The organism is Pantoea sp. EKM21T (assembly GCF_011800405.1).
Taxonomy (GTDB): Bacteria; Pseudomonadota; Gammaproteobacteria; order Enterobacterales; family Enterobacteriaceae; genus Pantoea; species Pantoea agglomerans.
This window is the reverse complement of sequence record NZ_JAALFV010000009.1, coordinates 1-18,957: the sequence shown is the minus strand read 5'-3', so window position 1 is coordinate 18,957 and position 18,957 is coordinate 1. Positions and strand designations below refer to the sequence as shown.

Below are 18,957 nucleotides of genomic sequence, written 5' to 3'. Positions count from 1 at the left end.
ATCGCGATGAAAACCCTGAAGAACTGGACGCTGCATCAGCAGGCCGATCACTTTGTTGAACTCAAGGTTGAAGATCGTCACTTCCTGCGGCTTTACGTGCTGGAGGATAAGCTGATGCGCGTGCTGCTGAAGCGCGACGGTGAGCTGGCGCTGAACCGCACCTGGAGCATTGCCCCTGTCAGCGACGTGCCCTGGCAGGGGCGGGATCGTGAGGCGCTGGATGGCTTTACGCTGCCGGCATTTAAGGTTGAACACGATGCGCAGCAGTTGTGCATCAGCACGCAACGGCTGCGTGTCACGGTGCATCAGCCGCTCTGCCTGAGCTGGGAGCAGTTTGATGGTGAGAGCTGGCAGCCGCTGGCCGCCGACCGTCACACCGGTGCCTATCTGCTCAATGCGCACGGTGATGGAGTCGAGCACTATCAGCGTCGCCAGCCGCAGGATCGGGTTTATGGCCTGGGCGAGAAGAGCGGCGACCTGAACCGCGTTAACCGCCGTTTTGAGATGCGTAATCTGGACGCCATGGGCTACAACGCCGCCAGCACCGATCCGCTCTATAAACATATTCCGTTTACCCTGACGCAGCGCGATGGCGTCAGTTTTGGCCTGTTCTATGACAACCTGAGCAGCAGCTGGCTCGATCTGGGGAATGAGCTGGATAACTACCATCTCCCTTATCGTCGCTACCGCGCCGAGGCGGGCGATCTCGATTACTACATGATGCTGGGCCCGACGCTGCTCGACGTCACCAAAGCCTTTGTGCGTCTGACCGGTCGCACCCTGTTTCAGCCGAAGTGGAGCCTGGGTTACAGCGGGTCCACCATGCACTACACCGACGCGCCCGACGCACAACAGCAGCTGCAATCCTTTATCCGTCTGTGTCGCGAGCATGAAATTCCCTGCGACTCGTTCCAGCTCTCATCGGGTTACACCTCGATTAACAACAAGCGCTACGTCTTCAACTGGAACTACGACAAAGTCCCGAATCCCAATGCGCTGAGCGACGCGTTTCATACTGCCGGAATGAAGCTGGCGGCCAACATCAAGCCCTGCCTGCTGCAGGATCATCCGCGCTATCAGGAAGTGGCCGCGCAGGGGCTGTTTATTCGTGACTCTGAGCAGGATCGTCCTGAGCGTTCGGTGTTCTGGGACGATGAAGGCTCGCACCTCGACTTCACTCATCCGCAGGCGGTGCGCTGGTGGCAGGAAAATGTCACCCGGCAGCTGCTGGAAAAGGGCATCGATTCTACCTGGAATGACAACAACGAATATGAGGTGTGGGATGGCGAAGCGCGCTGTCACGGTTTTGGTCAGCCGATCGCCATCAAGCATATCCGGCCGGTAATGCCGTTGCTGATGATGCGCGCCTCAATGGAAGCCCAGCAGCAATTTGCACCGGACAAACGCCCTTATCTGATCTCCCGTTCCGGCTGCGCCGGGATGCAGCGCTATGTACAGACCTGGAGCGGCGATAACCGCACCAGCTGGCAAACCCTGCGCTACAACATCCGCATGGGACTGGGAATGAGCCTCTCCGGGCTGTTTAACGTCGGGCACGATGTCGGCGGCTTCTCGGGCGATAAGCCGGATGCCGAGCTGTTTGTGCGCTGGGTTCAGAATGGCGTTATGCACCCGCGCTTTACTATCCACTCCTGGAATGACGATCACACGGTAAACGAGCCCTGGATGTACCCGGAGGTCACGCCGATGATCCGCGAGGCGATCCGGCTGCGCTATCGCCTGATGCCCTACCTCTATAACCTGGCGTGGCAGGCCAGTGTGGAAGATGAGCCGATGCTGCGCCCGACCTTCCTCGATCACGAGCAGGATCCGCTGACCTATCAGGAGTGTGATGACTTTATGCTGGGGCGCGATCTGCTGGTCGCCAGCGTAGTGGAGCAGGGCGCGCGCAGTCGTGAAGTCTATCTGCCCCGTAACCGCGGCGGCTGGTATGACTGGCACAGCGGCAAGGCGTTTGCGGGCGGTGAGACCATCACGCTGGATGCGCCGCTGGATCGGTTGCCGCTGCTGGTAAGGGCCGGTGCGGTGATCCCGCTGGGCGAGTGCGAAAGCACCACCGATGCGCGGCGTGATACGGTGCGGCAATGGCAGCTATGGCCTGCCCCCGAAGGCGTGCAGACACAAGGCGAAATGTTTGATGACGATGGCGAGAGCCACGGCTGGCAGCAGGGTAATGCGCTATGGCTTCGCTGGACGCTCTGCAGCAGCGCCACGCGTATCGACCTGACGGTGGAAAAACGTGGAGATTACCAGCCAGCCTGGCGGGAGATCGCGCTGTTACTGCCTGCGGGTGAAAGCCGTGAACTGTGGGTGAATGGCGTGAAAGCCGTGAGTTACCGGCTGGAATAGCGGTGCAGTGGTGTCAGCAAGACGGCAATAAGATCGGCCCCGAAAAGGGGCCGATAAACATTATTCTGCGTGGTTCTCGGTGCTCATGCGGCCCAGATCTTTATCGACCAGGAACAGACCGTTGCCGCTGTTGCTGACCAGCGCCAGTTTATCCAGCACGGTTTTGAACAGCTTCTCTTCTTCATGCTGCTCGGCGACATACCACTGCAGGAAGTTGAAGGTAGAGTAATCCTGTGAGGTCATGGCAGCATGGGCCAGTTCATTGATTTTGCTGGTGATCAGCTGCTCATGCTCCAGCGCCTGCTGCAGAATTTCATTCAGCGAGGTGAAAGAAACTGGCGGCGCAGCGATGGTACCCAGCACCGGCATGCCGCCGGTATCGCTCAGGTAATCAAACAGACGCTGCATATGCTGCATCTCTTCGCGTGAATGCATCTTCAGGAAGGAAGCGGCACCCTCAAAGCCTTTGTCGCTGCACCAGGCGCTCATTTGCAGATAAAGATTGGCAGAGAAAAATTCCAGGTTCAGCTGGTCGTTTAAACGCCCAGTCATTTCAGCAGTCAGCATGGCCGAGTCCTTTTAAGAAGATGTTAAATAAACAGGTATAGTCGGTGAATTATGCATCAAATATGTTAGTAAAGCGAAGGCTTTTCCGCAAAAACAGCTAATTTATCTGATTGATTTAAATAGAATTATTTCACAAATTGAATACGAGCGATTCTCATTCTGCATCACTCCTTATCGGGCAACAAAATCAGAATTTCAGCACCATGATAGTGCGCCCGGTCGCTATCCTGCTGGTGCAATCGCCGCTGAAGCTGGAGAAATAGCGGTCATCTGATAACGCGCCGGAAATATCACGTTGCCGTCAGAAAAAGATATTTCGCAGAGCCATAACAGGCATGGCGTGGATTAAACGCCCAGAGGTGACAGCAGGGCCATTAATCATCGCGCGCCAATCGGCTCTGGCATAAATCATGCTTAGAACTCAGTTCCATATATTGAAACTTGCCACGGCAGGGAACAGGCGGCAAGCCAGGTTATCAGGAGAAAATAATGTCAGATGAAAGTGTGATTAGTCCGGTAAAAATGACGGCGACCAAAGGCAGTTATGTCGCGTTAATTTTTGCCATCCTGTTTTTCTCAGGGCTGTTTTATAACGTCGAGGGTCTTTCATGGCTGGGCGCCTTTGACTTCACCACGCTGGGCGGCAGCTTTGGCACCATGAAAGATCCCGCCAGCAACACCTTTCTTGGCGCAGGCGGACTCAGTGCCAAAGCGGGTTTCCTGTTTGCGCTGTCGCTGACGCCCACGGTGATGCTGGCGCTGGGTGTGCTGGAAATCTTCACCCACTACGGCGCGATTCGCGCGGCGCATCGGTTGCTGACGCCGCTGCTTAAGCCGCTGATGGGGCTGCCGGGCCATTGCGGTCTGGCGTTAATCACCGACCTGCAAAGTACCGACGCGGGCGCGGCATTAACCAAAGAGATGGCAGACCAGAAACAGATCGGTAAAAAAGAGGTGGTGGTGATGAGTGCCTGGCAATATTCCGGTGCCGGCTTAATCAATAATTACTTCGCCATCGGCTCCGCGCTATTCGCCTCAATGACGCTGCCGATTATTATTCCGCTGTTATTAATGTTCGTGCTGAAATTTGTCGGTGCGGCGATAACGCGCGCTGTGTTAAACAGTGTTTATAAGAAGGATTTCGCCGATGGAAAATAAAATCACGACCAGCAGTAATCCCTTTGATGTGTTTGTGACCGGCGCGCGTAAGGGCTTTCACATTGCCATTCACAATCTGATGCCAAATGTGGTGATGGCCTATGTACTGGCAGAAGTGCTCAATCTGCTCGGCATCATGCAGTTTCTCGGGCACGTTTTTGCGCCAGTGATGGGGCTGTTCGGGCTGCCGGGTGAGGCAATTACGGTGCTGCTCACCGCCTGGCTCTCATCGTCGGCGGGTACCGGCGTAGCGGTGAGTCTGCTGACCAAAGGGCTGCTGACCGGCGCGGATATCACGATTCTGGCCCCGGCGATTTTCCTGATGGGATCGCAGCTGCAATATATGGGACGGCTGCTGGGCGTGGCCGATGTGCCAAAAAAATACTGGCCGCTGCTGATGCTGGTGAGCATCATCAACGCGCTGATCGCAATGTCTGTTATGCGTCTGTTTATTCAGGAGTAACGCTGTGTCTGAGGTATTAGAGCATTACCACTATTTGCACGAAATTCCGGAGCTGGGCTTTCAGGAGGTGAAAACCTCGGCCTACATCGCCGATCAGCTGGAGAAAGCGGGCCTGAAGGTGACGCGCAATATCAATAACACCACCGGCATTGTGGCCGAGATCGACAGCGGTGTGCCGGGTCCGGTGCTGGCACTGCGCGCGGATATGGATGCGCTGGGGCACATCATTGATGGCGTGCCGTGCGCGCGCCACACCTGCGGTCACGACGGTCACTCTTCGGTCGTGCTGACGGCGGCGACGGCTCTGCTGCAGGAGGGCGCGGTGAAACGTGGCCGGCTGAAGATCCTGTTCCAGCCCGCCGAGGAGCTGGGCGCCGGTGCGCTCTCAATGATCGAAGGTGGCGCACTGGATGATGTGGAGATGATTCTGGGGTTCCATCTGCGTCCGCTGGAGGAGTGCGTGGTCGGACAGGCGGTGCCTGCGGTGCTCTACTCAGCCTGCAGCACGCTGGAAGCGACCATCAAAGGCCAGCCCGCCCATGCGGCGCGTCCGCACCTGGGGGTGAATGCGCTGGATGCTGCCGTACAGGCGGTTCAGGCGGTCAACGCCATCCACCTCTCGCCCGGCCTGACCTGGAGCGTCAAAGCGACCCGCTTCCTGTGCGATGCCGGTGTCACCAACTCGGTGCCGGATGAAGCCCGCGTAGTCTGGGATCTGCGTTCGCAGGAGAACGGGCCGATGACGCTGCTGAAAGAGCAGGTCACGCGCGCCATTACTCACAGCGTGGCGGCACTGGGTGCCAGCGCCGAGGTCCGCGTATTAAAAGAGATGCCCGCCGCCGAGATTGATGATGAGGCGACGGCGGTGATCCGCGCCGCGATCGTCGAGGTGCTGGGCGAAGAGGGCGCGCTGTCAACCCGGACCACGCCAGGCAGCGAGGACTTTTTCTACTATCCGGTGAAGCGTCCGGGTATTAAAGCGGGCTTCTGGGGACTGGGCACCAACCTGACGCCAGGATTGCATCATCCCGACATGCATTTTGATCTCGACTCGCTGGAGATTGGTGTGCAGATCTTCAAAGCCTGCGTCAGAAAGGTGCTGGGATAAGGTAGGCGGGGCGGGTGCAGACCCGTCCCGCTTTGTTGCGGCATCCACCTTTCCCCGATTCCCCGCCCCTGAAATCCTGCCCCTCTCCCTGTAGGCCGCGCGCGCAAAATATTGTATGCTATGCCGCCTTAAAGCTGACCAGGTAACCGGAATTCACGCCAATGTAACTTCGCGCTGACCCGCCAACGATGAAAGATCGTTTTTGGCACCGTTTACCCGCCGGTAAGGTTCTGCCGGCCACCGTGATTTATCAGCAGCGCCAGTAAGTTGCGCTGCCTATTGAGAAGAATTCCATGTCTAATCCCTTTTTAGAAGAGGTGGCACGCCGCCGCACCTTCGCGATCATTTCGCACCCGGATGCCGGTAAAACCACCATTACCGAAAAAGTGTTGCTATTCGGACAGGCTATCCAGACCGCCGGTACGGTAAAAGGCCGTGGCTCTAACCAGCACGCTAAGTCGGACTGGATGGAGATGGAGAAACAGCGTGGTATCTCCATTACGACTTCGGTGATGCAGTTCCCCTATCGCGATAGCCTGGTGAACCTGCTGGATACCCCGGGTCACGAAGATTTCTCGGAAGATACCTACCGTACGCTGACCGCGGTTGACTGCTGTCTGATGGTGATTGATGCCGCTAAAGGCGTCGAGGATCGTACCCGTAAGCTGATGGAAGTTACCCGTCTGCGCGATACGCCGATCCTGACCTTTATGAACAAACTTGACCGTGACATCCGCGACCCGATGGAAGTGCTGGATGAGGTGGAAAGCGAGCTGAAAATTGCCTGCGCACCGATCACCTGGCCTATCGGCTGCGGCAAACTGTTCAAAGGGGTTTATCACCTCTACAAAGATGAGACCTATCTCTACCAGACCGGTAAAGGCCACACCATTCAGGATGTCCGCATCGTGAAGGGGCTGAACAACCCGGACCTCGACACCGCAGTCGGTGACGATCTGGCGGCACAGCTGCGTGAAGAGCTGGAGCTGGTACAGGGCGCATCGCACGAGTTTGAGCAGGAAGCCTTCCTGAGCGGCAAACTGTCGCCGGTCTTCTTCGGCACCGCGCTGGGTAACTTTGGCGTTGACCATATGCTGGATGGCCTGGTGGCATGGGCACCGCGTCCGATGCCGCGTGACACCGACACCCGCACGGTAGAAGCGAAAGAAGAGAAGTTCACCGGTTTCGTGTTTAAGATCCAGGCCAACATGGACCCGAAACACCGCGACCGCGTGGCCTTTATGCGTGTGGTGTCCGGTAAATATGAAAAAGGGATGAAGCTGCGTCAGGTGCGCACCGGCAAAGATGTGGTGATCTCCGACGCCCTGACCTTTATGGCGGGCGACCGTTCGCACGTTGAAGAAGCGTATCCTGGCGATATCATCGGCCTGCATAACCACGGCACCATTCAGATTGGCGACACCTTTACTCAGGGTGAAAACATGAAGTTCACCGGTATTCCGAACTTCGCGCCAGAGCTGTTCCGCCGTATTCGTCTGCGCGATCCGCTGAAGCAGAAACAGCTGCTTAAAGGGCTGGTTCAGCTGTCGGAAGAGGGTGCGGTACAGGTGTTCCGCCCGGTGCATAACAACGATCTGATCGTGGGCGCGGTCGGGGTGCTGCAGTTCGATGTGGTGGTTGCCCGTCTGAAAAGCGAATATAACGTCGAAGCGATCTACGAAGCGATCAACGTCTCTACGGCGCGCTGGGTTGAATGCAGCGACGCGAAAAAGTTTGAGGACTTCCAGCGTAAAAACGAAGTTAACCTGGCACTCGATGGCGGCAATAATTTGACTTATATCGCGCCAACCATGGTTAATCTTAATATTACGCAGGAACGTTACCCTGACGTCCGTTTCCGCAAAACGCGCGAGCACTAATCGCCTGTTTCCGGGCCATTCCAGCTGGGAGTGGCCCTGTTTTCCTCCTTCCAGACTCCTCCTAAAAACCCCGTTTTTCTTCTGTTTTGACGTGTGATCAACCAGTTAGCCAGGCAAATTGCAAAATGCCGTCTATGATTACTCTATCGGACGGCGGAAGAGACTTCTCTTGTCCTTACGTCCTGTAACGCAGCGGCACCTGTGCCTCTGTTGCGCCCACAGTTTTTGGGTGAGTTAACTGATAGAAGGAAGATATCGATGAACAAGACTAAGATTGCTAAAACCCTGATGGCCGCCATGATTGGCTCAGCACTGATCAGCGGCAGCGCACTGGCTGACGAATCAATGTCGCAGAAAGCGTCACAGACAGCCGACAGCGCGGGTTCAAAAATCGATAGTTCTATGAAAAAAGTCGATGGTTATATGGATGACAGCGGCATCACCGCCAAAGCCAAAGCGGCGCTGGTAGATGATGACGCAATTAAAAGCACGGATATCTCGGTAAAAACGCATAGCGGCGTCGTGACCTTAAGCGGTTTCGTCACCTCACAGGATCAGGCTGAGAAGGCTGTGGCTGTGGTGCAGAAAATCGAAGGTGTTAAATCCGTCAGCGACAAACTACACGTCAGAGACAGCAAAGCATCATCAATGAAAGGTTATGCGGGCGATACCGCCACGACCAGCGAAATTAAAGCTAAGCTATTAGCGGATGACATTGTTCCGTCGCGCAACGTAAAAGTTGAGACCACAGACGGCGTTGTTCAGCTTTCAGGGCAGGTTGCTAATCAGGCACAGTCAGATCGTGCAGAAAGCATTGCTAAAGCCATTGAAGGCGTGAAAAGCGTTAAGAATGACCTGACGGTTAAATCTTAAGCTTGCGTACGGCCACTTCTGTGGCCGTACGAATAAAAGATACCCATCCGGGGATGAAATAAGCAGATCGATTTTAAAATATTCGATTTTTAAATAGGGTAAGGAGAGGCTTATGTTTCGTTGGGGCATTATTTTTCTGGTGATCGCACTGATCGCTGCAGCGTTAGGTTTTGGCGGTTTAGCGGGCACAGCAGCATGGGCAGCTAAAGTTGTCTTCGTCGTTGGTATTATCCTGTTCCTCATCAGCCTGTTTACCGGCCGTAAAAAGCTTTAGCCGATGAGTCCTGCAGTGTAATGCAACGCAAAGCATAGAGCGGAGACCAGTCATCTGTAGCGACTGACGTGAAGAGAGGGACACCTTCACATCGCTGCAAGGTAAGCCAGCCCTGCTGGCCTGCCGGTTAAAGGAACATATGACTGGTTCTCCGGAATGCTGCCGTCTTTAACGGATCGATCCTCCAGCAGACCCGGAACCCCTTTTTGAGTTTCGTACAGTGGGTATACGCATTCCTGTCACGCTCGGCGCCATTGAACCTCTGGCCCTGACTCCGTTTAAATCTCAGAAAATTGCGCTGGTTTGTGAAGGCGGCGGTCAACGCGGCATTTTCACCGCAGGCGTGTTAGATGAATTTCAGCGTGCCCGATTCAACCCCTTTCAGCTGATGCTCGGCACCTCTGCCGGTGCACAAAATCTTTCTGCCTTTGTCTGTGGTCAGCCCGGCTATGCCCGACGTGTGATTACCCGCTATACCACCAGTAAACTCTTTTTTGATCCGCTGCGCTTTGTGCGTGGTGGCAATCTGATCGACCTCGACTGGCTGATAGATATTACCCGCAGTGAATTTCCGCTGGCGATGAGCAGCGCGGAGCAGCTGTTCTCCAGCGGCCGCGAGTTTTATATGTGCGCCTGCCGCAGTGACGACTACACGCCCGGCTACTTCAATCCGACCGCCGATAACTGGCTGGATCTGATCAAAGCCTCCAGTGCCATTCCCGGTTTTTACCGGCTGGGGGTCAGTCTGGAAGGGATCAGCTATCTCGATGGCGGCATCAGCGATGCGATTCCGGTGCGTGAAGCCGCCCGCCGTGGCGCTGATACCATTGTGGTGATCCGCACCGTGCCCTCGCAGATGTTCTACACCCCGAAATGGTTTAAGCGGATGGAACGCTGGCTCAGCACCGGCGCACTGCAGCCGATGATCAACGTGCTGAATAAGCATGAGCAGAGCTATCGGGAAATTCAGCAGTTCATTGAGAATCCGCCCGATGATTTGCGCATTATCGAAATCTTTCCGCCGCATGCGCTGGCCAGCAGTGCGCTGGGCAGCCGCATCGCTTCACTGAATCAGGATTATCATCTGGGACGGCGTTGCGGTCGCTATTTCCTCGCCACGCTGGGCCAGTGGCTGAGTGATGCGGAACCGATGACCACGGCGCGTATCGTAACGCCGCCTGCTCCGGCAGCCAATGCACCCGATACCCGCCTCATCATCACACCGCCGCTGGCGGATAATGATGCTGATTACGACAAAGGATCGCTGGCATGAAGTTTATTGATACGCACTGCCACTTCGATTTCCCGCCGTTTGAAGGGGATATCTCTGGCAGCCTGGCACGTGCTGCAGAAGCGGGCGTGGAAAAGATTATCGTTCCGGCGATCGATGCCAGCCGCTTTGAGCGGGTCTGCGCGTTAGCCTCGGCGCATCCGCCGCTCTATGCCGCGCTGGGCCTGCATCCGATCGTCATCGAAAATCATCAGGAGGCCCATCTCGACCAGCTGGAAACCTTACTGCAACAGCGGCCGCGTAAGCTGGTGGCGATCGGCGAGATCGGGCTGGATCTCTATCGCGACGATCCGCAGTTTGATAAGCAGCAACGCTTTCTTGAGGCGCAGCTTAAGCTGGCGAAAGCGTATCAGCTGCCGGTGATCCTGCATTCGCGCCGCACTCATGACAAACTGGCGCAGATTCTGCGTCGTTACGATCTGCCGCGCCGTGGCGTGGTGCATGGTTTTGCGGGCAGTCTGCAGCAGGCGCAGGCCTTTATTAAGCTGGGTTATGCGATTGGCATCGGCGGGACCATTACCTATGAACGCGCCAGCAAAACCCGTCAGACCGTGGCGCAGCTGCCGCTCTCTTCGCTGCTGCTGGAAACCGATGCACCCGATATGCCGCTGCAGGGCTTTCAGGGCCAGCCTAATCGTCCGGAGCGGGCGCGTCAGGTGTGGGAGGTGCTCTGCAGCCTGCGTGAAGAGTCACCGGAGGAGATTGCTGATGCGCTGTGGCACAACAGTCAGCAGCTATTTCAGCTCGACCCCGCTTTCCCGGCGCTGCGCAACTGACCCCCCGCGTCTCACCCGACCTGCAGCCTTCGCGCTTAAATGTGATAATAGTAACATTGCACCCGCTGGCGTATAATAACCACCAAGCCCTGTTATCTGTAATGTTAGTCACAGTAAACGTGGCAATGTTGCACTAATTTCTTATTCCTATGTGACTCCTGGCACATATCAGGCCGCATCAGAGTGTTATTATTATAACATTCCGCCGGCGAGCCGGTGGGTTGCACCCCGATCCTTTGGAGAGCCTCATGACCGATATCAAAGACCTTGCCCTGCGCGCCCTGAAACTGATGGATTTAACCACCCTGAATGACGACGACACCGACGCAAAAGTGATCGCTCTGTGTCATCAGGCCAAATCCCCGGCAGGCAACACCGCCGCAATCTGTATCTATCCGCGTTTTATTCCGATTGCCCGTAAAACGCTGCGCGAGCAGGGAACTCCGGAGATCCGCATCGCCACGGTGACTAACTTCCCGCACGGCAATGACGACATTGATATTGCGCTGGCAGAAACCCGCGCCGCTATCGCCTACGGTGCCGATGAAGTGGATGTGGTGTTCCCGTATCGTGCGCTGATCGCCGGTAACAGTCAGGTCGGTTTCGATCTGGTGAAAGCCTGTAAAACCGCCTGTGCCGAAGCCGATGTGCTGCTGAAAGTGATCATCGAAACCGGTGAACTGAAGCAGGAAGCGCTGATCCGTCAGGCCTCTGAGATTGCCATTGATGCCGGTGCCGATTTCATCAAAACCTCTACCGGTAAAGTGCCGGTTAACGCCACTCCTGAAGTGGCGCAGATCATGATGAACGTGATCCGTGATAAAGGCGTCAGCCAGCAGGTTGGCTTTAAGCCCGCTGGTGGCGTGCGCACCGCTGAAGATGCCGCTATCTATCTGAAAATGGCGGAAGAGACGCTGGGTGCCGACTGGGCCGATGCGCGTCATTTCCGCTTTGGTGCTTCAAGCCTGCTGGCGAGCCTGCTCAACACCCTGGGCCATGACAGCGACACCAGCAAAGCGGGTTACTGATCCTTCAGGCGGTCGCTGACCGCCTGTTCCCCATCCTGATTTCCCTGAACCAGGGGGTTACCTTGTTCCTGCCACAAGAAATAATTCGCAAAAAACGTGACGGCCATGCGCTGACTGAAGAGGAGATTCGCTTCTTCATCAATGGCGTGCGTGATAACACCGTTTCGGAAGGTCAGATTGCCGCGCTGGCGATGACCATCTATTTCCACGACATGACGCTGCCTGAGCGGGTCGCGCTGACTATGGCGATGCGTGATTCCGGTACGGTACTGAACTGGAAATCACTTAATCTCAATGGCCCGGTGGTGGATAAGCACTCGACCGGCGGCGTCGGCGATGTGACGTCGCTGATGTTAGGGCCGATGGTCGCGGCCTGCGGCGGATATGTTCCGATGATCTCGGGTCGTGGCCTTGGCCATACCGGCGGCACGCTGGATAAACTGGAAGCGATTCCGGGCTTCGATATCTTCCCGAGCGATGATCGCTTCCGCGAGATCATCAAGCAGGTGGGTGTGGCGATTATCGGCCAGACCAGCTCGCTGGCACCGGCGGATAAGCGTTTCTACGCCACGCGTGACATCACCGCCACCGTCGATTCGATCCCGCTGATTACCGCCTCGATTCTGGCGAAGAAGCTGGCAGAAGGGCTGGATGCACTGGTGATGGATGTCAAAGTGGGTTCCGGCGCGTTTATGCCAACCTACGAGGCGTCAGAAAGTCTGGCGCAGTCAATTGTTGGCGTCGCCAATGGCGCAGGTTGCCAGACCACCGCACTGCTGACGGATATGAACCAGGTTCTCGCCTCCTCAGCCGGGAACGCGCTGGAAGTGCGTGAAGCGGTTCGCTTCCTGACGGGCGAAGAGCGGAATCCGCGCCTGCTGGAAGTGACGCTGGCGCTCTGCAGCGAAATGCTGGTCTCCGGCAAACTGGCCGCCAGCGACACCGAAGCGCGTCAGAAGCTGATGACGGTGCTGGATAACGGCAAAGCAGCCGAGGTATTTGGTCGTATGGTCACTGCCCAGCAGGGACCTGCCGATTTCGTGGAACGCTACGACGCTTATCTGCCCGCGCCAATGCTGAGCAAGCCGGTGTATGCCGACCAGCCAGGCATCGTCAGCAGCATGGATACCCGTGCGCTGGGTCTGGCGGTGGTGGCAATGGGCGGCGGACGTCAGCGTGCCAGCGACAGTATTGATTACAGCGTCGGCTTAAGCGACATGATCACCCTGGGCGAACGTGCCGATGCGCAGCGTCCACTGGCGATCATTCACGCCAGCAGCGAAGACAAATGGCAGCAGGCCGCCGCCGCGGTCAAAGCCGCGCTGGTGCTCGGTAATTCCGCCCCGGCTGAGACGCCGGTTGTCTATCGCCGTGTGAGCGATATCAGCTAACTGACCGGTAACCGGTGCCAGCCGCGATGCATTCGGGTATACTGATCTGATCGCTTTTTTTTGACTTGTCACGCGCCGATGCGCAGGAGACTTGCATGAAACGTGCTTTTATTATGGTTCTCGATTCCTTTGGAATTGGCTCCAGTAAAGATGCCGATAAATTCGGCGACGCAGGTTCGGATACGTTAGGTCACATCGCCGAAGCCTGTTTCAGGGGTGAAGCAGACAAGGGACGTAAAGGCCCATTGCATCTGCCTAATCTTACCGCGCTGGGTCTGGGCAAAGCCGCAGAGCTGTCGACCGGCCGCTTCCCGGCAGGTCTGGATCCTGAGGCGAAAATCACCGGCGCGTACGCTTACGCCAGCGAGCTTTCGTCAGGTAAAGATACGCCGTCAGGCCACTGGGAGATCGCCGGTGTGCCGGTGCTGTTTGACTGGGGCTACTTCAGCGACAAAGAGAACAGCTTCCCTCAGGAACTGCTGGACAAACTGGTCGAGCGCGCAGATCTGCCGGGCTATCTCGGTAACTGCCACTCTTCAGGTACGGTGATCCTCGACCAGCTGGGCGAAGAGCACATGAAAACCGGCAAGCCGATTTTCTATACCTCTGCGGACTCGGTGTTCCAGATAGCCTGTCACGAAGAGACTTTTGGTCTGGATCGTCTCTATGCGCTGTGCGAAATCGCCCGTGAAGAGCTGACCGAAGGTGGCTACAACATTGGCCGGGTTATCGCCCGTCCGTTTGTGGGCGACAAAGCGGGTCAGTTCGAGCGTACCGGTAATCGTCACGACCTGGCAGTCGAGCCGCCATCCGCCACCATGCTGAAAAAGCTGGTGGATGAGAAGGGCGGTCACGTGATCTCCGTGGGTAAAATCGCCGATATCTATGCTGAGCAGGGCATTACCAAAAAGGTCAAAGCGACCGGTCTGGATGCGCTGTTTGACGCGACGATTCAGGAGATGAAAACCGCGCCGGATCAGGCGATTGTTTTCACTAACTTCGTTGATTTCGACTCAACCTGGGGACATCGTCGTGATGTTGCCGGTTATGCGGGCGGGCTGGAGCTGTTTGACCGTCGTCTGCCTGAGCTGATGGAGTTAGTCGGAGAAGATGACATTCTGATTCTGACCGCTGACCACGGCTGTGACCCAACGTGGGAAGGTACTGAACACACGCGTGAGCACATTCCGATTCTTATCTACGGACCGAAAGTCGAGCCGGGTTCACTCGGTTACCGTGAAACTTTCGCCGATATTGGTCAGACAATTGCACACTATTTTGGCCTGTCCGAGATGGACTATGGCAAGAACATGCTGTAAATCAGCAATTTAATAAGGATTAAACAATGGCAACCCCTCATATTAATGCTGAAATGGGCGATTTCGCAGACGTCGTGCTGATGCCTGGCGATCCGCTGCGTGCAAAGCACATTGCTGAAACCTTCCTGGAAAATCCGGTAGAAGTGAACAACGTGCGCGGGATGCTGGGCTACACCGGCACCTATAAAGGCCGCAAAGTCTCTGTAATGGGCCACGGAATGGGTATTCCTTCCTGCTCCATCTACACCAAAGAGCTGATCACCGACTTCGGCGTGAAAAAGATCATCCGTGTGGGCTCCTGTGGTGCCGTGCGTGCCGATGTAAAACTGCGTGACATCGTGATTGGTATGGGTGCCTGCACCGATTCCAAAGTGAACCGTATGCGTTTCAAAGATCACGATTTTGCTGCGATTGCTGACTTCGACATGGTGCGTAACGCGGTTGATGCGGCGAAAAACCTGGGTGTTGAAGCGCGCGTGGGTAACATCTTCTCTGCCGATCTCTTCTACACCCCGGATCCGCAGATGTTCGACGTGATGGAAAAATATGGCATCCTCGGCGTTGAGATGGAAGCTGCAGGTATCTACGGTGTGGCCGCAGAGTTCGGTGCTAAAGCGCTGACCATCTGCACCGTATCAGACCACATCCGTACGCACGAGCAGACCACCGCTGCTGAGCGTCAGACCACCTTCAACGACATGATCAAGATTGCGCTGGAGTCTGTTCTGCTGGGTGATTAATCAGCGTGGCAGGCATTGACGCCTGCTGCCCGATCCCCTTGCGCAGATCCCCCTTAACCGGGGGATCTGCATTTTCCCGCCTCGCCGTCCCGGTAACATTCACATCAAATGACACACTTTTGGTCAGGCTTGTGCATCTTCGCGCTGGCACGCCCGCGATCGCGCTTTATCATGGTGCGCAATAACAGATAATAATTAATCGCCTGATAATGCCCCCTGATGAACTTTCGTAATTTCCAAGCTGAAGAGAAGCTGTTTGCCCGCCGCGCTGCAATAGCCTTTGCTCTGGTCTGTCTCTGTTTCACCATTCTTGGCGTAAACCTTTTTCGCTTACAGGTGCGCGACCATGGCTATTACCAGACGCGCTCCAACCAGAACGACATCAAAATGATCCCCATTGCGCCGACGCGTGGGCTGATTTATGACCGCAATGGCATTCCGCTGGTGCGAAACGTCAGCTGGTACGCCATTACGCTGACGCCTTACAAAATCAGCGACATGGACGCCACGCTGCGGGCACTCACGCCGATCGTTAATCTGACGCCGGACGAAATCGACACCTTCCGCCATGCGCTGAAGCAGACCAGCCGTTACAAGCCGGTGGTGCTGAAAGAGGAGCTGACTGAAGAGCAGGTCGCCCGCTTTGCAGTCAATCAGTTTCACTTCACCGGCGCCAGCATTGAGACCTACCAGGATCGTGAATATCCCTATGGCGCGGATCTGGCGCATGTGATCGGCTATGTGTCGAAAATCAACGATAACGACTATAAACGGCTGAATGCGGAAGGCATCGCTGAAAACTATGCGGCTGACCATAACATTGGTAAGCAGGGGATTGAGGGTTATTACGAAGCGCTGCTGCACGGCAAGCCGGGTTATCAGGAAGTGGAAGTGGATAATCATGGCCGCATTGTGCGGGTGCTGAAAGAGGTGCCGCCGGTCGCGGGTAAAAACCTGACGCTGACGCTGGATCTGCACCTGCAACAGTATGTGGAAAGCCTGCTGGCGGGGCAGCGTGCGGCGCTGCTGATTGAAGATCCGCACGACGGCTCCGTGCTGGCGATGGTCTCCAGCCCCAGCTACGATCCCAATCCGTTTGTGAAAGGCATCAGCTATCAGGCCTATAAAAAGCTGCTACAGGATAAAGACCTGCCGTTGATTAACCGCGTCACGCAGGGACTCTATCCGCCCGCCTCCACGGTGAAGCCTTACATGGCGATGTCGGCGCTGCTGACTCATGTGATTACGCCGCAGTCGCAATTCTTTGGCGCACCCACCTGGACGCTGCCAGGCACGGACCGGCGCTATCGCGACTGGAAAAAAACCGGGCACGGCATGCTGGATGTGACGCGGGCAATCGAAGAGTCCGCCGACACCTTCTTCTACCAGGTGGCGTTTATGATGGGCATTGATCGCATTCACACCATGCTCAGCCAGTTTGGCTATGGTAAATCGACCGGTATCGATCTGAATGAGGAGTACAGCGGTTTACTGCCGAGCCGTGAGTGGAAGCAGAAGGTGCATAAAAAGGCCTGGTATCAGGGCGATACGGTTTCAGTCGGTATCGGACAGGGTTACTGGATTGCGACACCCATTCAGATGGTGAAAGCGATGGTGGCGCTGATTAATAACGGTCGGGTCATTGCTCCCCATCTGCTGGAGAAAACCCAGCGCGGCACGCTGGTGGAGAACTATCATCCGCAGCAGCATGAAGCGCAGATTGGCGATCCTCATTCACCTTACTGGTCGCTGGTACGCCACGCGATGTTTGGCATGGCTAACGCACCCAACGGCACCGGTTATAAATATTTCCACACGGCACCCTATGGCATCGCTGCGAAAAGCGGGACGTCGCAGGTGTTCAGCCTGCGCCAGAACCAGACCTATAACGCGAAGATGATACCGGTACGGCTGCGTGACCATATCTTCTACACCGCCTTTGCGCCCTTTAATGACCCGAAAGTGGCGGTAGCGTTAATTCTGGAGAATGGTGGCAACGAAGGAATTACTGCGGCACCTGTAATGCGGGCGATTCTGGATCATATCTTTATCCCGCCGGTGCCAGAAGCGCCGGTTCAGGCAACACCTTAAAAGGGGGCGGTTGCCCCCGCAGAGCGTCAGACTTTAAGCGTTTTGGTCACCTGGCCGATGGCGCGTACTACATCGGTTGCGCCTTCACGGATTTCCGCAATCACGCCGCCCGCCTCCTGGGCCAGCTGTACGCCCTGATCGGCGCGCTTCAGGTTGGATTCAATTCCTTTCAGTGCCCGGCTCGCCAGCAGATGGTTTTGCTGTATCCGATTTTCGATGTCGGTGGTGGCGCGGTTGATGTTTGCTGCCAGCGTGCGGACTTCATTAGCCACTACCGCAAAGCTGCGGCCATGGGTTCCGGCCCGCGCCGCTTCAATAGCGGCATTTAACGCCAGCAGGTTAGTCTGATCGGCTATCCGGCGGATACCTTCCACAATCGCGCCAATACGCTCTGAGGATTCACTCAGGCCGGTAATATCACCGGAGATCCCCTGCAGTTCACCCGCCAGGGCGTTCATGGTCTGCACGCTGCTGGCGATAACATCGGCACCCAGCTTTGTGCTTTCATCCGTTTGCAGCGCGGTGTGATAAGCCCGCTGTGCCGCATCATGTTCCTGCTGATTCTTTTCCACCTGCGCGGTCACATCGGTGGCGAATTTCACGATTTTGTAGAGCCTGCCCTGTTCGTCAAATACCGGATTGTAGGTGGCGCGCAGCCAGATAGTCTCGCCCCGTTTATTGACTCGGGGAAACTGACCTGAGACAAATTCGCCGCGGTTCAGCTGCTGCCAGAACTCGCTATATTCGCGGCTGTCGCGCAGCGCCTGCGAGCAGAAGCGGCGGTGGTGAACACCTTCTACCTCCTCACGACGATAACCCATGGTTTTCAGGAAGTTGTCATTGGCTTTCAGCACTTCACCTTTGAGGTTAAAAGCGATTACCGCCATCGACCGTTCTATGGCGGTGGTGATGGCGCGCTGCTCCTGCGCATCGTTGATATGATCGGTGATGTCGGTTGCCAGTTTGACGATTTTAATCACCCGGCCATGGCGGTTCTGCACCGGCACATAGTTGGCTTCGAGCCATACCGGTCGGCCGTTTTTCGCCACGCGCAGGAACTTATCGCTGAAGCTTTCGCCCCGGTTCAGTCGCAGCCAGAAATCCTGGTAGTCCCGCGACTCAAGCTGCTCTGCGGTACAAAACAGGCTGTGGTGCTGGTCTTCGATCTCCGCCAGCGCGTAGCCCATGCGCGCCAGAAACAGCGCATTCGCGCTGAGAATGGAGCCATCGGGAGAGAATTCAATCATGGCGATGGAGCCATTGAGAGAGCTCAGCGTTGCCGCTGAGTGTGAACGCTTCTGCCAGCTGTGACGGGAAGCGATACCTGATGTAATGGTGGAAAACATGGCGATCCTTATTATTAGTGTTGGTCTCGCATGCTATATCGGCAATTTCGCGTCACAATGCAGACTCTGCCTGCTTTCTGACTAAAATATATCCGGCCAACAGAGAGGTTTATGGCGGCAGGTCAGACCCACTCTTTGGGTTGATGGAAAAGCGGTCAGTCGATTTGATTTTGGTGAAAAGCGTTTGACGCTGCCTGGCCGCTTTGGTTTAATGCGCCCCGTTGCCCGAATAGCTCAGTCGGTAGAGCAGGGGATTGAAAATCCCCGTGTCCCTGGTTCGAT

Annotated in this window: 16 protein-coding genes; 14 read left to right on the top strand and 2 right to left on the bottom strand. The window is 56.1% G+C overall.

Annotated features, from left to right (window positions below):
* Positions 1 to 6 precede the first annotated feature (6 nt).
* On the top strand, positions 7 to 2,370 hold the full coding sequence (locus HFD87_RS17885; protein ID WP_167423739.1) for a TIM-barrel domain-containing protein: 2,364 nt from the start codon (positions 7 to 9) through the stop codon (positions 2,368 to 2,370).
* A gap of 60 nt (positions 2,371 to 2,430) precedes the next feature.
* Here the strand turns inward: HFD87_RS17885 and ftnA are convergent, their stop codons facing one another.
* Positions 2,431 to 2,937 carry a non-heme ferritin gene (gene ftnA, locus HFD87_RS17880; RefSeq protein WP_010248984.1) on the bottom strand — a complete coding sequence of 169 codons (507 nt, stop codon included), beginning with the start codon at positions 2,935 to 2,937 and terminating at the stop codon, positions 2,431 to 2,433.
* Between the two features lie 489 nt (positions 2,938 to 3,426).
* Between ftnA and HFD87_RS17875 the strand changes: the two genes are divergently transcribed.
* The 13 genes from HFD87_RS17875 to mrdA all read left to right on the top strand — a co-directional run bounded on the left by HFD87_RS17875 (position 3,427) and on the right by mrdA (position 17,329).
* Positions 3,427 to 4,095 (top strand): nucleoside recognition domain-containing protein, encoded by a 669-nt coding sequence (locus HFD87_RS17875; protein WP_033772583.1) that lies wholly within the window; start codon positions 3,427 to 3,429, stop codon positions 4,093 to 4,095.
* Entirely contained in the window at positions 4,085 to 4,558 is a 474-nt protein-coding gene (locus HFD87_RS17870) for a YjiG family protein (protein ID WP_010248980.1), read from the top strand. Before HFD87_RS17875 ends, HFD87_RS17870 begins: the two co-directional genes overlap by 11 nt.
* 4 nt (positions 4,559 to 4,562) lie before the next feature.
* Positions 4,563 to 5,666: a M20 peptidase aminoacylase family protein gene (locus HFD87_RS17865; RefSeq protein ID WP_062758406.1), complete on the top strand. Its 1,104-nt coding sequence runs from the start codon at positions 4,563 to 4,565 to the stop codon at positions 5,664 to 5,666.
* 293 nt (positions 5,667 to 5,959) lie between these two features.
* Positions 5,960 to 7,546, top strand: a complete 1,587-nt coding sequence (gene prfC, locus HFD87_RS17860) for a peptide chain release factor 3 (RefSeq protein WP_010671098.1) — start codon at positions 5,960 to 5,962, stop codon at positions 7,544 to 7,546.
* A gap of 258 nt (positions 7,547 to 7,804) precedes the next feature.
* Positions 7,805 to 8,419, top strand: coding sequence for a molecular chaperone OsmY (gene osmY / locus HFD87_RS17855; protein WP_010671097.1), 615 nt, complete (start codon positions 7,805 to 7,807; stop codon positions 8,417 to 8,419).
* Between the two features lie 112 nt (positions 8,420 to 8,531).
* Positions 8,532 to 8,693: a DUF1328 domain-containing protein gene (locus HFD87_RS17850; RefSeq protein WP_003848537.1), complete on the top strand. Its 162-nt coding sequence runs from the start codon at positions 8,532 to 8,534 to the stop codon at positions 8,691 to 8,693.
* A 220-nt stretch (positions 8,694 to 8,913) separates the two neighbouring features.
* Entirely contained in the window at positions 8,914 to 9,966 is a 1,053-nt protein-coding gene (locus HFD87_RS17845) for a patatin family protein (protein WP_033769872.1), read from the top strand.
* Entirely contained in the window at positions 9,963 to 10,760 is a 798-nt protein-coding gene (locus HFD87_RS17840) for a TatD family hydrolase (RefSeq protein WP_167423738.1), read from the top strand. Before HFD87_RS17845 ends, HFD87_RS17840 begins: the two co-directional genes overlap by 4 nt.
* 248 nt (positions 10,761 to 11,008) lie before the next feature.
* A complete protein-coding gene (gene deoC / locus HFD87_RS17835; protein ID WP_010248957.1) occupies positions 11,009 to 11,788 on the top strand; it encodes a deoxyribose-phosphate aldolase in 780 nt (259 codons plus the stop codon).
* A 62-nt stretch (positions 11,789 to 11,850) separates the two neighbouring features.
* On the top strand, positions 11,851 to 13,179 hold the full coding sequence (deoA, locus tag HFD87_RS17830) for a thymidine phosphorylase (RefSeq protein ID WP_111534626.1): 1,329 nt from the start codon (positions 11,851 to 11,853) through the stop codon (positions 13,177 to 13,179).
* A 95-nt stretch (positions 13,180 to 13,274) separates the two neighbouring features.
* The gene (gene deoB / locus HFD87_RS17825) at positions 13,275 to 14,498 is read left to right on the top strand and encodes a phosphopentomutase (RefSeq protein ID WP_010671093.1); all 1,224 of its coding nucleotides are present in this window, start codon (positions 13,275 to 13,277) and stop codon (positions 14,496 to 14,498) included.
* Between the two features lie 26 nt (positions 14,499 to 14,524).
* Complete coding sequence (gene deoD, locus HFD87_RS17820; RefSeq protein ID WP_010248951.1) at positions 14,525 to 15,238, top strand: purine-nucleoside phosphorylase; 714 nt, start codon at positions 14,525 to 14,527, stop codon at positions 15,236 to 15,238.
* 219 nt (positions 15,239 to 15,457) lie between these two features.
* Complete coding sequence (mrdA, locus tag HFD87_RS17815) at positions 15,458 to 17,329, top strand: penicillin-binding protein 2 (protein WP_010248949.1); 1,872 nt, start codon at positions 15,458 to 15,460, stop codon at positions 17,327 to 17,329.
* A 26-nt stretch (positions 17,330 to 17,355) separates the two neighbouring features.
* On the opposite strand, the gene HFD87_RS17810 is transcribed toward mrdA, so the two are convergent.
* Entirely contained in the window at positions 17,356 to 18,675 is a 1,320-nt protein-coding gene (locus tag HFD87_RS17810) for a PAS domain-containing methyl-accepting chemotaxis protein (RefSeq protein WP_033769877.1), read from the bottom strand.
* Positions 18,676 to 18,957 lie beyond the last annotated feature (282 nt).

Bases quoted from the DNA above. Each gene is read 5' to 3' on its own strand.
- prfC (WP_010671098.1), top strand. From the start codon at position 5,960: ATGTCTAATCCCTTTTTAGAAGAGGTGGCACGCCGCCGCACCTTCGCG.
- HFD87_RS17885 (WP_167423739.1), top strand. From the start codon at position 7: ATGAAAACCCTGAAGAACTGGACGCTGCATCAGCAGGCCGATCACTTT.
- HFD87_RS17870 (WP_010248980.1), top strand. From the start codon at position 4,085: ATGGAAAATAAAATCACGACCAGCAGTAATCCCTTTGATGTGTTTGTG.
- mrdA (WP_010248949.1), top strand. From the start codon at position 15,458: ATGAACTTTCGTAATTTCCAAGCTGAAGAGAAGCTGTTTGCCCGCCGC.
- HFD87_RS17810 (WP_033769877.1), bottom strand. From the start codon at position 18,675: ATGTTTTCCACCATTACATCAGGTATCGCTTCCCGTCACAGCTGGCAG.
- deoD (WP_010248951.1), top strand. From the start codon at position 14,525: ATGGCAACCCCTCATATTAATGCTGAAATGGGCGATTTCGCAGACGTC.
- deoB (WP_010671093.1), top strand. From the start codon at position 13,275: ATGAAACGTGCTTTTATTATGGTTCTCGATTCCTTTGGAATTGGCTCC.
- ftnA (WP_010248984.1), bottom strand. From the start codon at position 2,937: ATGCTGACTGCTGAAATGACTGGGCGTTTAAACGACCAGCTGAACCTG.
- HFD87_RS17850 (WP_003848537.1), top strand. From the start codon at position 8,532: ATGTTTCGTTGGGGCATTATTTTTCTGGTGATCGCACTGATCGCTGCA.
- HFD87_RS17875 (WP_033772583.1), top strand. From the start codon at position 3,427: ATGTCAGATGAAAGTGTGATTAGTCCGGTAAAAATGACGGCGACCAAA.
- HFD87_RS17840 (WP_167423738.1), top strand. From the start codon at position 9,963: ATGAAGTTTATTGATACGCACTGCCACTTCGATTTCCCGCCGTTTGAA.
- osmY (WP_010671097.1), top strand. From the start codon at position 7,805: ATGAACAAGACTAAGATTGCTAAAACCCTGATGGCCGCCATGATTGGC.
- deoC (WP_010248957.1), top strand. From the start codon at position 11,009: ATGACCGATATCAAAGACCTTGCCCTGCGCGCCCTGAAACTGATGGAT.